Origin of the sequence: Acetobacter sicerae, from assembly GCF_011516765.1 — a bacterium.
Lineage (GTDB): Bacteria > Pseudomonadota > Alphaproteobacteria > Acetobacterales > Acetobacteraceae > Acetobacter > Acetobacter sicerae.
In genome coordinates this window covers 173307-193603 of sequence record NZ_JAAABN010000007.1, presented here as the reverse complement: position 1 = coordinate 193603, position 20297 = coordinate 173307, and the positions used below count along the sequence as shown (strand labels likewise).

Below are 20297 nucleotides of genomic sequence, written 5' to 3'. Positions count from 1 at the left end.
CCAGAAACATCTTCCTCACAGACAGATATGTCTGTGAGGCTTTTTATATCAGGCACACAGTATTCGTAACTGCCTTTATCTATTTTTCTCGTAGTCTTCCAATTTTTCGATGAGCAATGAAGCGAGTTTTTTTGCTGTCATTTTCTCAAGACCGCCATGACAATTATCAGATACACCATATTCAGTCATGACCAGCCCACAGGCCGCGGCTGTAATGATGTTGCCTAACCTACGCACCTGATCAAGTCTGGAGGCAATCATCATGCGGGCTCCAGCATTCCAGAACAACTCGGCCACATCAGCCGTTTCTTCAGAATCATACCCTGCGGGCATAACCACACACAATTCAGAACGCGTGACCAGTTCAAGTTCCATCAATATGGCCAGAGCATTTTGGTCATAAGGGTCGACAGGCGCTGTATCAATCAGCACAGGCTGATTGTTTCTTCTCTGGGCCATAGCCTGCTGGAGCGTCTTTTTGTCGTTTGCAACGATAAGAGGCAGTCCCAAACGGCGTGTATGGGTGGCCAACTGATCAATTCCACCTGCCCTTTCTCTGTCCGTCGTGATGACGAGCGGAGGATTTCCTGACAGAACAAGGCGGGAAGACAATTTCGCGACTGAAAGGCTTTTCCCCGCACCAGCGGTTCCAACCAGCGCCAGCGGTCTCTTGGCCTGTGAAAACGAAAAAGAACCAAACTGGATATTTCTTGCAATCACAGCTTCAAAATTAGCCGAAGAAAAAACATCAACCAAAGTATCCGGCACTCTATGCCATCTCAGAACGTCAGAAATTCTGGATATTTTCTGAATATCTTCTGCATAAAAGGATTTTTCCAAATCAACAGAATTCTCCTCTATCCCAGTCTCTATAGGAGAATGTTCCACAGAATCTTTTCTTGCAACAACCTCTATCCCATTATCCACCACACGCTCGGAAACAATCAAAGCAGTCTCACCCAAATTAGCCCGGGCTTTACGGACGGCATCTTTCATGTTGATTCCGACAAAAATCTCATTTTCCATAAAAGCACCAAATAAAAATTATTGTATTGTGGAAACAGTTCTAATTCTTGCTCGCGGTGCGATTTCAGCCTGCGCCATAACGGCAACTGATGGCTTCAGACGCTCCATAATAGCATGCACAGCATCACGGATTCCCCCATTCACAACAACAACGGGAGTTTCATTTACGCTCGCAAGATGATCAAATGCAGTCCGTAATTTTCCAATAAACTCATTGAGTTTGCTGGGCGCCATCGCCAACTGGCGATCGTCAGGCGGCCCCACCATGCTATCCAGAAATACCCCTTCCCATATCGGGCTCAAGGTTACGATGGGAATATAGCCATTGGGCCCCACCACAGACGCACTAATCTGGCGTGCCAGTCTGATACGCACGTGAGCGACGATCTGCGGCACAGCACGAAGTCCCTGTCCACACGCTTCCTGAATCCCTTCAAGGATTGTGGGCAGATCTCTGATCGAAACACGCTCAGATAAAAGCGCCTGCAGAACACGCTGAACTGCCCCCAGGGAAATCTGGGATGGAATCATATCCGCAACAAGCTTTTGCTGATCACGCGGCAATTCGTCCAGAAGTTTCTGTGTTTCTGCATAGGTCAGGAGATCAGAAAGATTTTCTCTTACCAGTTCGCTCAGATGCGTCACGATAACACTGGCAGGGTCAACAACAGTATAATTTGCAAAAGTCGCTTCCTCCCGCAAACCAATATCAACCCACATCGCCTGCAAACCAAAAGCTGGTTCTTTGGTTACTTCTCCCTGAAGCGCAGGCAGTCCACCCTGCGGGTTCATCACCAGCAATCTGTTGGGACGAACCTCACCTGACCCAACTTCAAGTTCCTTGATTTTAATAACGTACTGATCTCCAGAGAGCTGCAGATTATCCTGAATACGCACTGGCGGCAGAATAAAACCCATTTCACTGGCAATGGTTCTACGCAAAATTTTTATCTGTTCTGTCAGTTGAGGGTTTTCGCCCCCTGCCAGACCAAGAAGACTAAAACCAAGCTCCAGCCGGATCATGTCAATGCGAAGGGAATCCGTAATCGGGGGTTCCGCATTGTGCGGCACAACATGCGTTGCAGCTTCCTCTTCATCTTTTTCCTCAATCGGATGCATATGACGAGACCAGGCAACACCGCCGCAAATCGCAGCAATTCCTAAAAACGGAAGCGCTGGCAAACCAGGCATAATAGCCATGATTCCCGAAATACCGGCGGCTAGCGCTAGCGGTTTGGAGCCACCAGCCAGTTGCTTCAGCAATGTAGCGTCAGCTGCTCCTTCGGTCCCTCCTTTTGTTACAACGATACCGGCCGCAGTCGAAACCAGCAAAGCAGGAATTTGGGCAACAAGACCATCGCCGATAGTCAATGTTGTAAATGATCCAGCAGCTTCGCTCAGTGGCATTCCATGCCGCACAACGCCAATAGTCAAACCACCAATAATATTAATTGCAGTGATTATCAGGCTCGCAATGGCATCCCCTCTTACAAATTTAGCAGCGCCATCCATGGAGCCATAAAATCCACTTTCTTCTTCAAGTTCTTTTCTTCTCTTTCGCGCAACCTTGTCAGAAATTGCGCCTGATGCGAGCTCAGCATCAATCGCCATCTGTTTTCCCGGCATTGCATCAAGAGAAAAACGGGCTGCCACTTCAGCAATACGACCCGAACCCTTTGTAATAACCATAAAGTTAACGACAAGAAGAATCGAGAATAGAATGCCGCCGATAACGACATCCCCTCCCATAAGGAAGCCGCCGAACGCCGCCACGACATGACCGGCAGCGTATACGCCTTCATTGCCGTGTCCCAGGATCAGACGGGTAGTAGCCACTTCCAGCGCCAGACGCAGAAGTGTTGTCAAAAGCAGAAGTGTGGGAAAAGACGTAAAATCGAGAGGCCTTTGCAGAAACAGGGCCACCATCAAAATCAGCACGGAAATGGTAACTGAAATCGCCAGTCCCATATCCAGAAACATGGTCGGCAATGGGATAATCAGCACAGAAAGAAGAGCGGCAACGCCTAGCGCCAACCCTACGTCACTGCCGGGAACGAAATGACGCCAGCCACCGTTCCTCAAGGACTGAATATTAAAAGACTTTATGTTCCTCAGAATAAGCTGGACGTCAAACAGGCTTTTCAAAGAGGAATTTGTCGATTCTGACATTATATTTCTGTCAAGCTTTGATATGGAGGTGGAACTGCAACACCCTGCCCGGCGTATTCGCGCAATTTATTTCTCAGGGCCCTGATAGAGATTCCCAATATAGAGGCTGCCTGAGTCCGATTGCCATCCGTATGCGACAGCGTTTCTATGATAAGAGCCTGTTCGACTTCATCCACCCGATATCCAACCCAGGATGACAGGGAATGTTCCTGAGAATTTTGCTCTGACTGCATTTCAGGGAGGTCAAAACAATCGATATCTATAATATCACCCGAAGAGACGACAACGGCGCGATGAACCGTATTTTCCAGTTCCCTTACATTTCCCGGCCATCTGTAATGCTTTAATTTTTCAAGGGCGTCCTCAGATATAGTCTTTGGCGGAAGAGCGTTTATTTTACTGTAATAAAGGGAAAAATGATTTGCCAGATAAGGGATATCCATCACACGATCACGCAATGGAGGAATTTTTATCGATACAACATTCAATCTAAAATACAGATCTTCCCTAAATTTCTGCGCCTTGATCTCAGCCAAAAGATTCCTGTTGGATGTTGCAATAATGCGTACATCCACAGGAACAGGCGCATTCCCTCCTAACCTGTCTATTTCTCGTTCCTGAATCGCCCTCAATAATTTTGCCTGAAGGCGAATATCCATCTCGCTGATTTCATCAAGCAATAATGTTCCGTGATTGGCTGCTTCAAAGCGCCCAATCCGTCTGGCTGTTGCGCCGCTAAAAGCACCGCGTTCGTGACCGAAAAGCTCTGACTCGACCAATGTTTCAGGAAGCGCCGCACAATTCAGCGCAATAAAGGGACCCGTAGCCCTCTTTGACTGGAGGTGAATGTAGCGTGCAATAATTTCTTTTCCTGTCCCAGATTCTCCGGTCACAAGAACAGATGCTCCTGAAGCAGCTATCTTATCGACCTGCTTCAGCAATTTTTTCATAACAGGATCGACAGTATGAAAAATAGTCTTTTCGTTACTGGCATCCTGCAAAAATGCAGCGATTATGTCAGGATCTGGTGGAAGAGGAATATAATCCTCAGCACCATTGGCGATGGCATCTGCTGCAATGACAGGATCTTCTGGACCGCAGGCAATAACAGGAACAGCTATTCGCTCCTGCTTCAATGATTCAATTAAATTTGAAATATTCTCCTTTACCGAGCATATGATGAATTTATAGTCTCCACATGAACATATCTTCTTGATGGCATGCGTATTGCTCTCTGCATGATCCACACACGCTCCCCGCGCCAATACAATCTTTGCGGCCTTTCCCAATTCATCCGAAAGAGAACCAATGATCAGTATGCGCACAGGGAATAGCCTTAATTATTTTTTTCGGATTTGATAATTTCAGTCATGGTTATGCCGAGACGGCTCTCGTCAACCATCACAATCTCCCCTCGGGCAATGAGCCTATTATTGACGTAAATATCGATAGCTTCCCCAACTTTTCTATCCAACTCGACAACAGCTCCCCTGCCCAGTTTCAGCAACTGGCTCACCTGCATTGTCGCTCGGCCCAGAACAGCACTGACGGTAACAGGAATATCATAGACAGCTTCAATCGAATGCTCATGCTCACTTTCCGTGGGCACACCGGCTTCGTCCTGCTGCATCAAATCTTCCTGTAATGGCGCATTAACCATTAGCAATCTCCTCTTTCCCACTTAAGTCCACAGAATTTGATAAATCGGTTAATATATTCGAAACAATTGAATCTATATGACGAAATATTTTTCCATCGGAGTATTGTATCTCAAAGTCCGTTCGATTCAGATCTGAATCTTCTACAAATTTTATATGATCATCTTTTACATCTTTGTTTTTAAACAGTTTTTCTTTTATATCCTCACAAGCGTCAGGATGAATTTTTACACAAACGCTAAAATTCTCTGAAAAATATAAGAGTATTTTTTCCAATATACTTGGGCACCACAACTTTTCCTGAGAATTACTCCATACAGGAAATGCAGCCACAACAGTTGTCAATATCGCTCTTGATAAATTTTCAGAATATAACCGTAATGAAGAGTCTATATTCTCATTTATTGATTCAAATATTGATTGTATTTTTTGTTCATTCTCTTCTTCTATTTTTTTAATTTCTATCTGATGGACATTTTCCATCTCACTTCTGGTTTTTCCAATTGCTTCTGAAACAGATTCAGCAATAGCGGCATCCAGCTCTTCTTGCGAATAAGTCGGAGCTGGAGGCGCAGCAGGTTCTTCTGGAATAGTATCTTCATTAATATCGGCACATTCCTGCACGGCTCCAGGAATATCATCAAAATCCTCAGCAAACAGGATTCCAGACTTATTTTCTCCTGAAAGAACAATACACGTATTCATGCCAACATCTCATTGTTGTCACTTCCCGGATTGAGATCAATTTCTCCCTGATTTGCAAGATTTTTGGCAATATTAACAATTTCTGATTGTGCCGCATCAACATCCTTTATACGGACAGGACCCATTGCTGAAATTTCGTCTTCCAGTATTTTCCCGGCTCGTGATGTCATTGAGGACAGGAACAGTTTTCTTATATCTTCTGAGGCGCCCTTGAGTGCGAGAGGCAGTTTCTCCCGGTCAATATCTCTCATGATCCTCATAATTGCGTCGCGTGGCAGACGTTTCAGATCTTCAAATGTAAACATGAGCGCTTTAACCTGCTCAGCATCTTCAATATTGCGTTTTTCCAGCGCATTCATGAACTGGCCTTCGACACGCCGATCGAAATTATTGAAGACTTCGGCAAGAAGTTCATGACTATCCTGCTTGGACGAACGGGCAAGACTTGCCATGAATTCTGAGCGCAGGGTTGTCTCAAGGCTGTCGATGACATCTCTCTGGACATTTTCCATGTGCAACATACGCATCATGATATCGACGGCAAAATCTTCGGGAAAAAGCGACAACACCCGAGCCGTCTGCGATGCTTGAAGCCGGCTCAGAATAACAGCAACTGTCTGGGGATATTCATTACGGAGATAGTTGGCCAGAATATTTTCCGGAACATTTCCCAGCTTGTCCCACATGGTCCTGCCCGCAGGACCACGAATTTCTTCCATGATGGCGTTCACCCGGTCGCCCGGGAGTGCCTTTCGTAAAATCCGTTCTGTTGTATCGTATGTTCCGACCAGCGTATCAACAGAAGAAAATGCTCCTGAGAATTCGGCGCAAACAGCTTCGACCTTTTCTGCGGGCACAGCTCCCATGGTCGCCATTGCTGCTGAAATCTCACGAATTTCATGTTCCTGCATCGAGGAGACAAGCTGAGTGCCGTTTTCCTCCCCCAAAGCCAGCAAGAGTATCGCGGCCTTTTGCACACCGGTTAAGGCTGTTTTCACCAACATATCTCAGCCCTCATGCTGCGGGGTAAGCCAGCTGCGGATAACATTAAGGCTCTCTTCAGGATTTTCGGATGCCAGTTCACGCACATGACGAATAGCTGATGCCTTGAGACGCCCCTCGATACCAGAAAGATTCATGAAATCAGACGTCTTTTCACGAGGCCCTTCCAATGCGAGTTGTGTCGGAGAACCCTGCATCAGTTCATCCCCATCCGTTTCTGTCAACGGAGTAACAGAGCGCTCCTCACCAGCATTCAACGTTGCTGGCAACGCGGATGCCTCTCCGCCACCTTCACCTGCGTTATCTTTTTTCAGGAGTGGTTTGACGAAGAAGATAAGCGCCAGAAAGATAAGAAGGCCTGGCGCCAGACTGCGCAGCATCTGAATGGCGTCTGCCTTTTCGATCGGCAGGCCCATCCATGAAGCATGTGTGCTGGCTATATCAGTAGCTTCCGAAGCAAAACGCATCGAGACGACATTGACTGTATCGCCACGTTTTTCATCAAAACCGATGGCAGTCTTTGCAAGCGTCGTGATTCTATCCAGTTCGGCCTGGTCCAGCGGAGCCCATTCGATCTTACCGTCCGCGCCTTTGTTGGTCTTGCCATCAACCATGACCGCCAGACTGATACGTGACACGCGCGGTTGATCCTGAACAACGGTACGAACACGCTTGCCAATTTCGTAGTTATTCGTTTCTTCCCGTCTGTCATCCTGACTGCCGGCCCGCGGCTGTCCAGCATTCGCATTAGGCAGGTTATTGGCTACAGAAGTATTCTGCTGACCTTCTGTATTTACCGACTTGTCCGTTGTGCTCTGCTGAGAGCGCAAAACCTGTTGGTCAGGATCATAGCTCTCCTGAGTTTCATGCACCCGATCGAGATTCATCAGAACAGAAGCCTCGGCCCGCACATGCCCGGCACCGAGCGTCGGCACAAGCATGGCCTCCACTGTCTGGGAAAGCCTAGCCTCCATGGCCTGCCGCTGTTCATCGATATTCTGGGCAAGACCTGCCGGGCCATTACGATCTCCCGGTCGGGCCAGAACATTCCCGTGATTATCAATGATCGAGATATTCTGAGGAGAAAGCCCCGGAGTGGCTGCTGCGACAAGATTGAGAACAGCCTGAACACTTTCCGCATCCGGGCGACTTCCGCTCATCGTAAGCAGCACACTTGCCTGCGCCGCCTGCTGATCCGCTGAAAACATTTCCCGATGTGGAAGCACCAGATGAACACGAGCATTCCTTACGCCGTGAATCAGGCGGATTGATCGTTCCAGTTCCCCCTCAAGCGCACGGGTTTCGTCAATATGCTGCTCGAATTCCGTGGTTGTCAGCGTGTTGGAATGATCAAAGATCTCATATCCGACAGAACCTCCGGACGGCAGGGAATCACGGGCCAGAAGCAGGCGTGCGGCCGCCACCTGTGCAGGGGCCACATAAATCGCATCCCCCGACGGTGAAACGGTATGGGCAATGTGGGCTTTCTCAAGATCCTCCGCCATCTGCGCGGCTTCATGCAGATCGAGATCCCGGTACAGCAGCGCAGTAGCCTGCCCACCACCATGAAACGCGAAAACTGCCAGCATGCCCAATATGCCCAGACCAACGGCCCCCAAAGCAATCAGACGAGGCAGTCCGAGCGACTTCAGGCCGGAAAGTGTCGCTTTCAATTTTTATTTTCCGAACAATGAGTTAAGCTGCATGGGACTCCGGATGAGCGTCTTATTGGACCTTGCACGTGAATCACTTGGTTCCTGGTGTATCTCGAAACCAATCGTGCATAAGTGCCATTACTCTGGAGTTAATATCGGCAAAATTTGCCGGGTTGCTGACAAACAAAAAACTCCCATCACGAACACTGGAGCTCGAAACCTCGGGAATCAGCCACTTTATCCCTCAAAGACTATTTCCCTGACGCTCAGGAAGCCGTTGCCCGTAGCGTTCTATTCAGGTCACGTATAAGTTTGCGGCGACAACCAGTTCACAGCAGAAAGACGCGGACCGGGATATATGGATAGAGACTCCCCAGAGACCTGCTGGCCCCCCGCCACGCGCCCTGAACGCCTTGCCTTCGTCGCAGCGGATACTGCGACTGCTCAGGAAGAAAAGCTTCGGCTCTCCCGTCGTTACGGCAATTACGATCCAGAGAATGCAGAGGTCATCATCTGTCTGGGGGGTGATGGTTTCATGCTGGAAACGCTCCGGCAGGTCATGGACCAGAGCGTGCCTGTCTATGGAATGAACTGTGGCTCCGTAGGGTTTCTGATGAATCCGCTGGACGAGGACGATCTGCTTGAACGCCTTGCCGTGACCCAGAGCGCCCAGCTTCATCCCCTGCACATGAAAGCCGTCTGCACTGACGGCTCCGTCCATGAAGCCGAGGCCCTGAATGACGTCTTTCTGTTCAGGGAAACCCGTCAGGCGGCCAAGATCAGAATCGATGTGGACGGACGCGAACGCCTGTCCGAACTGATCTGTGACGGCGTGCTGGTCGCAACACCAGCGGGGTCAACCGCCTACAATCTATCCGCACATGGTCCCATTGTGCCGCTTTCCGGGAACCTTCTGCCGCTTACCCCCATAAGCGCCTTCCGTCCCCGTCGATGGCGTGGCGCGCTGCTTCCATCGAGCGCTGTCGTGACATTCTCGATTCTTGAGCAGGACAAAAGACCGGTCGCCGCTGTTGCGGACTTCACCGAAATACGGGACGTCAAAACCGTGTCCGTTCAGGAAAACCGCAACCGCTCGGTCACCGTCCTGTTTGATCCCGGACAATCCCTGTCAGAGCGCATTATTGCTGAACAGTTTTCGGCCTGAGATATCCAGTCATGAGCAGACGCCTCTTTCTCAAATGTTTATCGGGAGCCTTTCTTCCCGGCGCCGCAAGTCTCGCCGGTTGCACTGCCAATCGTCCCTCATATGATTTTTCCGAGGTTGACCGCCTTTTATCCGGCGCTGTCCAACGCGAAGAGATTCCGGGCGTTGTCGCCGTCATCGGACAGGGCGACCTCATCCTTCACGGCGCCGTCATGGGTCACAGGGCGCTTGTTCCCGCACCTGAGCCCATGTCGTGGGACACGCGATTCGATATGGCTTCGCTCACCAAAGCGACCATCACAGCACCGGCTCTCATGCAGTTCTGGGAACAGGGAGCGTTTCAACTTGATGACCCTGTTTCCCGTTATCTGCCTGATTTTGCGCAAAATGGAAAAGCGGCGATCACCATTCGCCACCTACTGACCCACTATTCAGGCCTTGCTCCGGATCTCGATCTGTCCACACCGTGGAGCGGCAAGGACGAGGCCGTCCGCAGAGCCATGGCCGCCATGCCTCAGGCTCCCGCCGGACAGCATTTTGTCTATAGCGACATCAATTTCATCGTTCTGGGGCTCCTGGTCGAGCAGTTCAGTCAGTTGCCGCTGAACGTCTACGCGACACGCCGCATCCTCCAGCCGATCGGCATGCAGGAATCCGGTTTTCTGCCATCAGAAACATTGCGGCCACTCATCGCTCCGACCCAGTATGATGAGAATCACATCCCGCTACGTGGTGTCGTGCATGATCCCACAGCGCGGCGCATGGGCGGTGTCGCCGGACATGCGGGCCTATTCTCAGACGCTCACGACATGGCGCTCTACGCTTCCAGTCTTCTTGACCGTCTTGCTGGGCGTGCCAGCAATTACCCGCTGCGCGCTGAAACGCTGCGACTGATGACATCTCCCCAGTCACCCGGAGCAACGGACAGACGCGGGCTCGGCTGGGACATCGCGACGCATTATTCCACCCCTCGGGGCGATATTTTTCCTGTCGGTTCTTTTGGCCACACCGGATATACCGGCACCTCTCTCTGGATGGATGCCGCCAGTTCTGCGTTCGTGCTGATCCTGACCAATCGCGTGCATCCGCTGGACGCCAACGGCAAGGCTATCGTCAAACTACGCCATGGTGTCGCGACAGTCGCCGCCCGCGCATTACGAGCCAGAGCGTAAGATCCGTTCCAAGCGTATCGGCTGAAAGAGCCAATCCATAAACCAATGGGAGCCGCAGTCAGTAAACTGCGGCTCCCATTAAAAAACTTGTATGATGCACAAGATAGGCGGGGACCCAGAAAACTACACCCCGCTCTCAGAACACACTTCAGGCGGCGACCGGAGCGCCTGTTTTCAGCGCATGCGGCTTGCGACCGAACAGACGCAGCACGAACAGAATCGTCTTGGCGATATTCGGAGCCAGTTTTGGCCTGAGCAGACGCGGATCATAACCCGAAAAACGTCTGGCGTTCTCGGTGAGGCAAAGCTGCATGAAGTCCGCCAGCGTAATATCCTGGCTGGTCATGTCCTTCGTGCCGGTCACCGTGAAGTTGTTATCCTGCTTATGCTCTTCACCATCCGCATCGACGGAACTCACAAGTCCGAGCCGCTCGTAAATCAGGAAGCCCCATACGGCGAGGATCTTCAGCTCGAACCAGGGCCGCTTCCATGCCGGCATGACCGCACGATACCAGGCCAGCCAGTTGGCGAAGAGCAGGATGTGACGACATTCTTCCTGCATTACGGGCTCAAACGTCTCGATCAGTTCCGCCGGGAAAAAGCCTGAGGTCTGGGCCACACGGAACATGCCGAACGCAAAGAAGCTGTCCACACATTCAGAGAAACCGGTGACCAGATAAGCCCATTCTACGTCTTTTGGCTCGATGTAAGGCGGCTCGGGCGCCATCTCGATTCCATAGGCTTCGACAAGCTTGCTCAGAACTTCCTTGTGCCGGTTTTCTTCCCAGGCATTGCGGGAAATCGCGTCCTTGATGTCCGGATCGTCGATCATACGGGCATAGGCCGCCATACGCAGGCGCGCCTTGCCTTCCGTCTGCACGGCGATGTCCCAGATCGGCAGGGACGTCACACGCTTCAGCGCATCCGGCTCCAGCTTGGGCCAGTTGATGACGGACGGACGGTAGGGATTGAAGGTATCCCGGAACATATCCGCCATCGCCCGCTTGTGCTCCGGTGAGCCGGGCTTGAGCGGACCGGGAATGGAAGAACTCCAGTGACGGGCGCGGTAATCGGCCTGCTCTACAGCCTCTGCGTTCGGCGGAGGGGGCAGGTCATCAATGCTGTCAGGGAGTCTGGTGTAGATATCAGCAAGTGCAGTCATTTCCACGTACCCATGTTGGAAAATGGCGTATCCCCGCAACGGAGACACGCCATATCTGATGATGGATCTCTTTCCGCGCACACAGCGCGGGACAGAGCGCGGTTAGTGGATATCGGACGGCTTGGAAATGATCCGTGTCACGAGACCGTAAGAAATCGCCTCTTCAGCCGACATCCAGTAATTACGATCCGTGTCCTTGCAGACTTTCTCGTAAGGCTGACCCGTTTCACGGGCGAACAGATGATTCAGACGCTCGCGCATCTTGATGATCTCGCGGGCCTCAATGTCGATATCGGTAGCCGGACCACGCACACCGCCCATCGGTTGATGCAGCAGGAAGCGCGTGTTGGGCAGACAGAAGCGGCGATCCTTGTGACCGGCCGCAAAAATCAGCGCCCCTGCGGACGCAACCCAACCGGTGCCGATCATGTTCACTGGCGCAACGGAATCGACAAAGCGGATCATGTCGTGAATCGTGTCACCACTTTCCACATGCCCGCCCGGGGAGTTGACGTAGACGTCGATCGGCTTGTCGGACGCACCGGCGAGAGCCAGCAGACGACCCGTCACATCACGAGCGATCTTGTCGTTGATGCCGCCGAAGATCAGAATCTTGCGCTGGTCGAAGAGCTTGGTTTCCAGCTCGTTGATCGGCGAGGACAGCGTCTTGTTGTCATCAGGCTCGGACGGCTCCGGACCTTCCGGAGCAGGAATGTCTGGGCCGTTCGGATCCTCGTCATCGAGTCTGATCCGCCCTTTGGTGACATCGTCGAGCATGCGATTGGCGCCCATCAGGTCGGCCTCCTTGGTTGGGTAATGTGATCTCATTCTTCTTATTCTGCGCCGCCCTGCTGGCAATGCCAAGAGGCACAGCGCAACATCGCTTTCACGACAGTGGCTCTCGCCAGAGAAACCCGAAGCGATTAAGATGAACTCAATGACAATTTTTCCGTTTCAGTCGGCTGTGAGCCGAAGCTTCCTCAGGATCATCCTGCCGTTTTCCTGTGCGCTTATGGCTGGCTGCCAGCATCGCGATCTGGTCGACACGACGGTGGACTGGTACCACCAGCATGAAGGCGGAGTCATTGCCCAGCAGCGTCCTCCCGCACCGGGACAGTTCGACTCTTATCCCCGTGTCGGCCTGACGCCCACCACGCCGCCGGAGCTTCCATCCCCGGAGCTGCGTCAGTCCATCACCAACAATCTGATTGCTTCCCGCAACCTTACCATGCGGACGGCAGCGCAGAACGGCACCCTGACCCCCGTCATTCCTCCTCCGCCCAATGCGGCCAGCGCGAACAAACCTGCGTCGCCTGATGCATCCAAGGGAGGAGCAACGCAGACCCCGGCGGCAGTCTCCACCCCGGTTCCTTCCGGAGGGATGGGCGCTGTCCTTGATGCGGCAGATTCTTCGCCCGCTCCGACAGGGTCTGGATCACCCACAGCCCCCTCTCCTGCCCCCAAGACCAAACCGGACGCTGCGCCAACAGCATCAGAGGCGGAACTCGCCATGCCCGAATTTCGGGGGGATGCTGCGGTTGTACAGACGTCCGTGACCCAGCCTCTGCCAGAGATTCCTGCCGGACCGCCCGCGATCCCGTCCATCCCGGGTTTCGCCCCTCCCCGCGACGCACTTTCCATGGAGCCGATTCGACCGGATTACGATGTCGCGCCCAAGGACGGCACGCTGATCGGTTTCCTTCCGGGATCGGATCAGATGAAGCCCGGACAGGATGGCGCTCTGAACAAACTGATCAACAGCCGCCACGGTGCCTCCTTGTTCCTGCACTGCAGCGGCGAGACAGTCTCCCTGTCACCGGAAGACCAGACACAGGCTGTCGAACTTGGTCTGTTGCGCGGCAGGACACTGGCAGACGCACTGATCAAGAAGGGGGTTCCCGCTTCCGCCCTGCATATCACCAGTTCCGCATTCGGCCCTGCGGCACGCGTCAGCACGCAGGGTTAGTCCCCGAAAGACATAAATTTATTTTTTCTTTCGTATCCCGCTTGACGCCCCTCACTCTCTCGCCTAATTACGCCCTCGCCTCTGTCCCGTTCGTCTAGAGGCCTAGGACACCGCCCTTTCACGGCGGCAACACGGGTTCGAATCCCGTACGGGACGCCATTGATTTTATTGGATAAAATCATAAGGCCGTAAGAGCGTTAATGGTTCAACTGAACCACTACAGCTCAAACTCATCAGCAATGCTCCACAGACAGGTCAGATCAAACTTCCGATAAGCACGGCGAAGCGTGACTGGATCGGTTGCAAGCCAATCTGATGCCTGGCCGATCAGCACCCGATCCATGGTAAGCCACGAAGCCACAGAGTGCTTGATGTGATGCGGTGTCGGCTTCCATGTCAGCCCTGCTCGCTCGCATGCTTTAGCGAATGATCAGTACAGGCCGTTGAGAACTGGCTTTCCGCGCCACTGGACGACATAGTCACCGACCGCCAACGTTTTGGCTTTTTCCATTTCAACTCTGAGCACCCTTGTCATGGGTGCGATAGACCGACGCTTGCTTGTCAGGACGTGTCGTCAGTTAATCGCGATACCAACTACGACGAGTTGTACAACCGCGATGAAGGCTGATTTCAGCTTGTCGTAGCGTGTTGCTGTGTCTCTGAACTGCTTCAGTCTGGTGAAGAAGCGCTCAATGATATTTCGTTTCTTATAAAGCAAGAACAGGATTTTCCGGGGATTGCGTCGGTTTTTCTTAGAAGAGATAACCGGTGTGATCTTCCGCTCTTCAAGCTTTTCGATGAGGGGATCGGCGTCATAAGCCTTGTCGGCGATGAAGGCCTCGAGATCGCCTTCATCGAGCAATGGCATGGATTTTGGTGATCAGCCTGCCACGGGATCGGCCGGTGGCCTGATCCGCGCCGCTTTTTAAGGGGGCCGCGCTGTGCTGTGTACCCGGACAATCATGCTGTCGATCATCATATATGCAGTATCGCGACAGGCAGCCATATCCGAAAAATCCACTCAATCACACCACTTTCACACCAGCGACGTAGCCCCCGAACCGGACAGGCAGAAACATTCACAGCAATGATCTGTCAGGTCGGGTTAAAGCTCTGCCCGTGAAAGCCAATGACACGCAAAGAGATCACCCTGATTTTACAATAATACAACAACAGGCAACCGGCAGGCTTCGTCTACAAGGAATGAAGGACATCTCCGGCGTTGCCAGACGCCATGCATCATCGCCGCTCAACAGGAGGACAGACATGGTTCACAAGGCACTGGTCGCCGGCGCAAACGGCATCATCGGCAAAGCCCTGCTGGAAGAACTGTCTGAAGCTTCCGAATGGGAGGGCCGCGGTCTTTCCCGCAGCCATGGAGATATCCGCGCCGATCTGACTGACGCCTTGCAGACGCGACGAGCGCTGGAAGCGGCTGCGGACACTACACACCTGTTTTACGCGGCCTATGGCTCTGGTGGAGGTCTGGCAGAGGAAGACACTCGTAATGCGGCCATGTTGCGGAATCTTCTGGACAGACTGAATCATGTCGGCGCACCGCTCAAGCGTGTCGTCCTTTATCAGGGCGCCAAGGTCTATGGGGTGCATCTCGGTCCTGTTTCCACACCGTTTTACGAAGACGAAAACCCCCGTCCCATCGGTCCGAACTTTTATTTTACGCAGGAACGCGAATTACAGGCACGCCACGATGCCGGTGGCCCGGAATGGACAATCCTGCGTCCCGATGTGGTCGTGGGCGATGCCGCCGGGAATGCGATGAACATCGCAACCGTCATCGGGGCTTACGCGGCAATCTGCGCTGCCGATCAGGCCGCCTTCCGGTTTCCGGGCTCTTACACGACGTATGACCGGTGTCTGGCGCAGGTCACTGATGCCCACGCGCTGGCCCGCGCAAGTCTGTGGGCGGCGACGGCGAACACCGCGGCCGGGCAGGCATTCAACTACGTCCACGCGCCTTTCAGGTGGCGACGGATCTGGGAACGTCTGGCCCAGCATTTCGGTCTGGAAGTGGGCGAACCGATCCCGTTTTCGCTGGTGAAGCATATGCCTGCGCTTGCTCCTGTCTGGGAACAGATCAGCGGGAATCTGGTGCAACCTGACTTTGCCATGGCGGTTAGATGGGAATTCGGAGACTTCGTATTCGGCACGGAGGCTGACGTCGTCTCCGACATGACGAAAATCCGACTGGCCGGATACTCCGCAGATGCGGATCCGCTCGACGCCCTGATCCGTGCGATCGAACGCCAGCAGAAACAGGGTGTGCTCCCGCGCATCGGACCGTAAGGACAGTCGGGATAGCCTGCATCACCTACCGCTATCCCGTGGCTACTGACGAAACCAGCATGACCGGACAGAATTGTGTCTCGACGCTCCAGCTTCGGTGCAATTGCACCGGAGGTCTTCTTGCGAGCCCGCCGATCCAATATCGTGACGTCCGTCATCCGTGCCCACGCGGTCCAACATATCCTTGCCGTTAAATGACCCACGACGGACCTGTTCATCAGTCCGATCAGCAGTTCACTCTGTTTCTACTGTGCCATCTACAGAAGCCTCAGCTTTCCATTACCCGGAAGGATCAATGATGCTGCATAGCAGATCATGCCATTCAGAAAGTCTTTCCATGAAGGAAACGCAGACGCTGACGTATCCAGAGACCTCCGGATATAGCTGCGCTCCCAAAAAAGACTCAAAAATACGATCTTGCATTCCATCCAGATTTCAAACCGGCCAGCAAATACAAACGCATAGTGATTATTTTAATTCGCGGCGTCCCTTGTCACAGTCGGGCGACAATTTATGCTTACTCCCCATTGTCACATGAAAACCGTATCAGAGGAGCATCGGTCATTGGCCACGCCTCAAGCCGTCGATACCAAATTGACCCAGGCCGCAGTTTTTATGGTCGCCACCCTCAACGATGGCGTCCCCGCATCGGCAACTCCCCAGATACGTGACCTGCTGGGCGATCTTTCCTCTCTGGTACGTGGCGTGGGATTTCGTGTTCCTGACGGACGTCTGAGCTGCGTAACGGGAATTGGTTCCAACGCCTGGGATCTTCTGTTCGGCACCCCACGTCCGAAGGATCTCCATCCGTTTCAGGAGATCCACGGGGTGCATATCGCCCCTTCGACCCCCGGCGATTTCCTGTTCCACATCCGCGCCACACGCATGGACCTCTGCTTCGAACTGGCCAGCGTGATCGTCTCGCGTCTGGAAGGCGTGGCGACGATTATCGATGAGGTGCATGGGTTCAAGTATTTCGACGAGCGGGATCTGCTCGGCTTTGTCGACGGCACCGAGAATCCCTCCGGTCAGGCGGCGATCGACGCCACACTCATCGGTGATGAAGATCCTGCCTTTGCCGGTGGCAGCTATGTCATTGTCCAGAAATATCTGCATGACATGAAAAAATGGAATGCGATGCCGACTGAAACGCAGGAAGACGTCATCGGTCGCAAAAAGCTCTCCGACATCGAACTCGCGGACAGCGCCAAGAAAAGCTACGCGCATAATGTGCTGACGAATATCGAGGAAAACGGACAGCAGCTTCAGATTGTCCGCGACAACATGCCATTCGGAAAAGCCGGTCAGGGCGAGTTCGGCACCTACTTCATCGGTTACGCCCGCTCCCCCGCGCGGACAGAGCAGATGCTGCAGAACATGTTCGTGGGAAAGCCACCGGGCAACTACGACCGGCTTCTCGATGTCAGCACAGCTGTCACCGGGACGCTGTTCTTCATCCCGACATCCGATTTTCTGGACAGCGCCCCTGATCTTGCGCCACCGGACAGTACGCCCGCAACGCCAGAGACACAGCCAGACCAGACCGACACCTCCCTGAGCATCGGCTCACTGAAAGAGGAACAGTGATATGAACAATCTCCATCGCCATCTCGCCCCCGTTTCCGGAGCAGCCTGGAAGGAAATCGAAGAGGAAGCCTCGCGCACCCTTCGACGTCACCTTGCCGGACGGCGCGTGGTTGATACGTCCGAGCCGCACGGCGAGGCATTCGCAGGCGTCGGAACAGGACGGTTCAGCGCGATCCAGACGCCCGATGCTGGCGTCCGCGCCGTGAAGCGTGAAGTGCTGCCACTCGTGGAACTGCGCGTCCCCTTCACCCTGTCACGTGAAGAGATCGACGCCGTGGACCGCGGCTCTCTGGACTCGGACTGGCAGCCGGTGAAAGACGCCGCAAAAAAAATCGCTTATGCCGAAGATCGCGCCATCTTCGATGGCTATGCGGCAGCCGGCATTCAGGGCATCCGTAAAGGCACGTCCAACGCTCACCTGAAACTGCCTGCTTCTCCCAAGGACTATCCCAAGGTGATCACTGAAGCGCTGGACGTCCTGCGTCTCGCCGGTGTGAACGGTCCTTACTCGATCGTTCTGGGCGCACAGGCCTGGCTGGCCGTAAACGGCGGCGATGATGAGGGTTATCCGGTCCGCAAGCATATCGAAAGCCTGATCGACGGAAAGCTTGTCTGGGCTCCGGCCATTGAGGGAGCGTTCGTCGTTTCCATGCGTGGTGGTGATCTGGCGCTCGATATCGGTCAGGACTTCTCGATCGGCTATCTGAGCCACACGGCGGACACGGTCGAACTCTACCTGCAGGAAAGCTTCGTTTTCCGCGTTCTGACCAGCGAGGCGACTGTCGCCATTGATGCGGCGTCAAAACTGGCGTCCTGAACAGCGGAATATTTGCTTAGCTGTTTCGTTTAATCCTTTGCAATGCTACAGAAATTATATGAAATCTTCTGTAGCATTCGTTACAGCTCTGCATGATTTCTGAGAAGGATCCATCATGTCACATGACCGCGCACCCCACGTTTCCAGTTCACTTCACGACCTCGCTCGTAAAGCCACGCACTCTCCAAAGCTCCTGACGAAGGAAGAAGTTATTCTTCTCGCCGAGCATGTGCTGAAAGGCGGAGAACACGCGACCGAGCAGGAAAAGGAAATCGCGAAAAAGGCGACCCACAATCCGGAAGGTATGGAAGCCGACGAACTGGCTCTGCTTGGCAAAAAGACGCTTGACGTCAAATAAAGCAGTTTTCTGATTTCAGAACTGACAGGGGCGCGTCTTTCTCACGGAAGGCGCGCCCCTGTCAGTTCTGGCATTTGAATCCTGTGGTGACCTGCGCGAGACTATCTTTCCGGAAATAACAGGATACTTCTGAAACGTGAGGTCCGGGCAGAGGAAAATATGCGCCTTCAGTCATCTTGGGACCCTCATCTCGCAGATGGAACCGCCTCTCCGGCGGAGCGGCTTGCGGAAGCGATGGGCAATGACATCCTTTCCGGAAAGCTCAAGGTAGATTCACGGCTCCCCGCACATCGGGACCTCGCCTGGCGGCTTGGTATCGGTGTCGGCTCTGTCTCGCGCGCTTACGCCATCCTTGAACGCCGTGGACTGGTGCGCAGTGTGCATGGCCGCGGCATGTTCGTCTCTGTCCGACAGGAAAATCCCGGAACCAGATTCGATCTCGCCACGAACATGCCGCCACCGATGTTCAGCAACAGGGCGCTGGCCAGCACGCTCAACCAGTTGGCGAAACAGGTCGATCCGGACCTGTTCAACGTCTATCCACCGGTCGCAGGACATCCAGAACATCGACGCATCATGGCGCACTGGCTTGCCGGCCTGGGCCTCGATGTGACACCGGAACGCCTGCTTCTGACGGCAGGCGCGCAGCAGGCGCTCAATGTGGCGCTGAACGTGGTCCGGCCACATGTGACCTGTGCCGTGACGGAGGAACAGACCTATCCCGGCATGCTGGGAGCCATGCGACAGAACCATCTGCCCGTTCATGCCGCCATGATGGATGCGGAAGGAATGCTTCCCGCCTCCCTCGACGAAATTCTGCAACGGAACCGGCAGGAACGCGCCGTCATCTATCTGACGCCCACCATGCATAATCCGACAACGGCGACCATGGAATTGCAGCGACGACAGGATATCGCCGCCATCTGCAGGAAGCACGACGCCCTGATCATCGAGGACGGGGTCTATGTCGCCGGGCGCGATCCATCGCGACCGTCCTTCATGGAACTCGCGCCGGAACGCACGTTCCACGTCAGCAGCCTCTCCAAGATCCTGAGTCCCGGGCTGCGCATCGGGGCGCTGATTCCACCTGCCAATTATATGGAAGAGTGCCTGCCCGCTCTTCTCGCCTCATCGCTGATGATCGCGCCGCTGTCCTACGCCATGATGGCGCTATGGATGCAGAACGGAACGGCGGAAAGCGTGCGCAGCGCGCTTCAGAACGAGGCCATCCGTCGTCAGGAACTCGTGGCCGCCAGCCTGCCTCAGGCCATACAGCCCCGCCATCATGCCTTTCATGCGTGGCTGCCCATGCCGTTGGAACAGGCTGCGCGGGTCATCGCTCAGGCACGAGACCTCGGCGTTTCCCTGCCTGCCGCAACGTCCTTTCAGGCGACAGAGACACCGCACAGCACCGGCGTGCGTCTTGCGTTGGGCAGCGTATCGTTCCGGCGACTGCCCGAGGCGCTCAGGCGTGTGCAATCAGCCTGTCTGTGCGCAGAGGGAAAAGTGTCACGTGACACTATACCGATATACTGAAAGTGTGTCTTTCGA

Annotated in this window: 18 protein-coding genes and 1 tRNA gene; 9 read left to right on the top strand and 10 right to left on the bottom strand. The window is 53.7% G+C overall.

Features of this window, described 5'->3' with window-relative positions; translation table 11 throughout:
• Window positions 1-75: 75 nt before the first annotated feature.
• Genes GVI59_RS10060 through fliF form a run of 7 tightly spaced genes read right to left on the bottom strand, consistent with a single transcriptional unit; the run spans window position 76 to window position 8233 of the window.
• Window positions 76-1026: a flagellar biosynthesis protein FlhF gene (locus GVI59_RS10060; RefSeq protein WP_173574139.1), complete on the bottom strand. Its 951-nt coding sequence runs from the start codon at window positions 1024-1026 to the stop codon at window positions 76-78.
• Between the two features lie 18 nt (window positions 1027-1044).
• Window positions 1045-3195 (bottom strand): flagellar biosynthesis protein FlhA, encoded by a 2151-nt coding sequence (gene flhA, locus GVI59_RS10055; RefSeq protein WP_242013046.1) that lies wholly within the window; start codon window positions 3193-3195, stop codon window positions 1045-1047.
• Window positions 3195-4520: a sigma 54-interacting transcriptional regulator gene (locus tag GVI59_RS10050; protein WP_173574138.1), complete on the bottom strand. Its 1326-nt coding sequence runs from the start codon at window positions 4518-4520 to the stop codon at window positions 3195-3197. Before GVI59_RS10050 ends, flhA begins: the two co-directional genes overlap by 1 nt.
• Window positions 4521-4531: 11 nt before the next feature.
• On the bottom strand, window positions 4532-4825 hold the full coding sequence (gene fliN, locus GVI59_RS10045; RefSeq protein WP_232878394.1) for a flagellar motor switch protein FliN: 294 nt from the start codon (window positions 4823-4825) through the stop codon (window positions 4532-4534).
• Between the two features lie 22 nt (window positions 4826-4847).
• Complete coding sequence (locus GVI59_RS10040) at window positions 4848-5558, bottom strand: hypothetical protein (protein WP_173574136.1); 711 nt, start codon at window positions 5556-5558, stop codon at window positions 4848-4850.
• Window positions 5555-6562, bottom strand: a complete 1008-nt coding sequence (fliG, locus tag GVI59_RS10035; RefSeq protein ID WP_173574135.1) for a flagellar motor switch protein FliG — start codon at window positions 6560-6562, stop codon at window positions 5555-5557. The genes GVI59_RS10040 and fliG overlap by 4 nt, the downstream gene beginning before the upstream one ends.
• Window positions 6563-6565: 3 nt before the next feature.
• Window positions 6566-8233 carry a flagellar basal-body MS-ring/collar protein FliF gene (gene fliF, locus GVI59_RS10030; protein WP_173574134.1) on the bottom strand — a complete coding sequence of 556 codons (1668 nt, stop codon included), beginning with the start codon at window positions 8231-8233 and terminating at the stop codon, window positions 6566-6568.
• Between the two features lie 340 nt (window positions 8234-8573).
• On the opposite strand from fliF, the gene GVI59_RS10025 reads away from it, so the two are divergent.
• On the top strand, window positions 8574-9380 hold the full coding sequence (locus GVI59_RS10025; protein ID WP_173574133.1) for an NAD kinase: 807 nt from the start codon (window positions 8574-8576) through the stop codon (window positions 9378-9380).
• 11 nt (window positions 9381-9391) lie between these two features.
• Window positions 9392-10552, top strand: a complete 1161-nt coding sequence (locus GVI59_RS10020) for a serine hydrolase domain-containing protein (protein ID WP_173574132.1) — start codon at window positions 9392-9394, stop codon at window positions 10550-10552.
• Window positions 10553-10700: 148 nt separating this feature from the next.
• Here GVI59_RS10020 and GVI59_RS10015 read toward each other — a convergent pair whose 3' ends face one another.
• Together GVI59_RS10015 and GVI59_RS10010 are read right to left on the bottom strand one after the other, a co-directional pair.
• Complete coding sequence (locus tag GVI59_RS10015; RefSeq protein ID WP_173574131.1) at window positions 10701-11714, bottom strand: ferritin-like domain-containing protein; 1014 nt, start codon at window positions 11712-11714, stop codon at window positions 10701-10703.
• A 102-nt stretch (window positions 11715-11816) separates the two neighbouring features.
• Entirely contained in the window at window positions 11817-12506 is a 690-nt protein-coding gene (locus GVI59_RS10010; protein WP_173574130.1) for an ATP-dependent Clp protease proteolytic subunit, read from the bottom strand.
• A 145-nt stretch (window positions 12507-12651) separates the two neighbouring features.
• On the opposite strand from GVI59_RS10010, the gene GVI59_RS10005 reads away from it, so the two are divergent.
• A complete protein-coding gene (locus GVI59_RS10005) occupies window positions 12652-13680 on the top strand; it encodes a hypothetical protein (protein WP_173574129.1) in 1029 nt (342 codons plus the stop codon).
• A gap of 83 nt (window positions 13681-13763) precedes the next feature.
• Window positions 13764-13839 (top strand) — tRNA-Glu (locus GVI59_RS10000).
• Window positions 13840-14254: 415 nt separating this feature from the next.
• On the opposite strand, the gene GVI59_RS09995 is transcribed toward GVI59_RS10000, so the two are convergent.
• On the bottom strand, window positions 14255-14548 hold the full coding sequence (locus tag GVI59_RS09995) for a transposase (RefSeq protein WP_173574128.1): 294 nt from the start codon (window positions 14546-14548) through the stop codon (window positions 14255-14257).
• Window positions 14549-14946: 398 nt separating this feature from the next.
• On the opposite strand from GVI59_RS09995, the gene GVI59_RS09990 reads away from it, so the two are divergent.
• From GVI59_RS09990 to GVI59_RS09970, 5 genes are all read left to right on the top strand, one after another.
• Window positions 14947-15984 carry an NAD-dependent epimerase/dehydratase family protein gene (locus GVI59_RS09990; protein ID WP_173574127.1) on the top strand — a complete coding sequence of 346 codons (1038 nt, stop codon included), beginning with the start codon at window positions 14947-14949 and terminating at the stop codon, window positions 15982-15984.
• Window positions 15985-16548: 564 nt separating this feature from the next.
• Window positions 16549-17571, top strand: coding sequence for a Dyp-type peroxidase (locus tag GVI59_RS09985; RefSeq protein ID WP_173574126.1), 1023 nt, complete (start codon window positions 16549-16551; stop codon window positions 17569-17571).
• 1 nt (window position 17572) lies between these two features.
• Window positions 17573-18388: a family 1 encapsulin nanocompartment shell protein gene (locus GVI59_RS09980; RefSeq protein WP_173574125.1), complete on the top strand. Its 816-nt coding sequence runs from the start codon at window positions 17573-17575 to the stop codon at window positions 18386-18388.
• A 115-nt stretch (window positions 18389-18503) separates the two neighbouring features.
• The gene (locus GVI59_RS09975) at window positions 18504-18746 is read left to right on the top strand and encodes a hypothetical protein (protein WP_173574124.1); all 243 of its coding nucleotides are present in this window, start codon (window positions 18504-18506) and stop codon (window positions 18744-18746) included.
• A 159-nt stretch (window positions 18747-18905) separates the two neighbouring features.
• Complete coding sequence (locus tag GVI59_RS09970; protein ID WP_173574123.1) at window positions 18906-20282, top strand: aminotransferase-like domain-containing protein; 1377 nt, start codon at window positions 18906-18908, stop codon at window positions 20280-20282.
• Window positions 20283-20297: the final 15 nt, after the last annotated feature.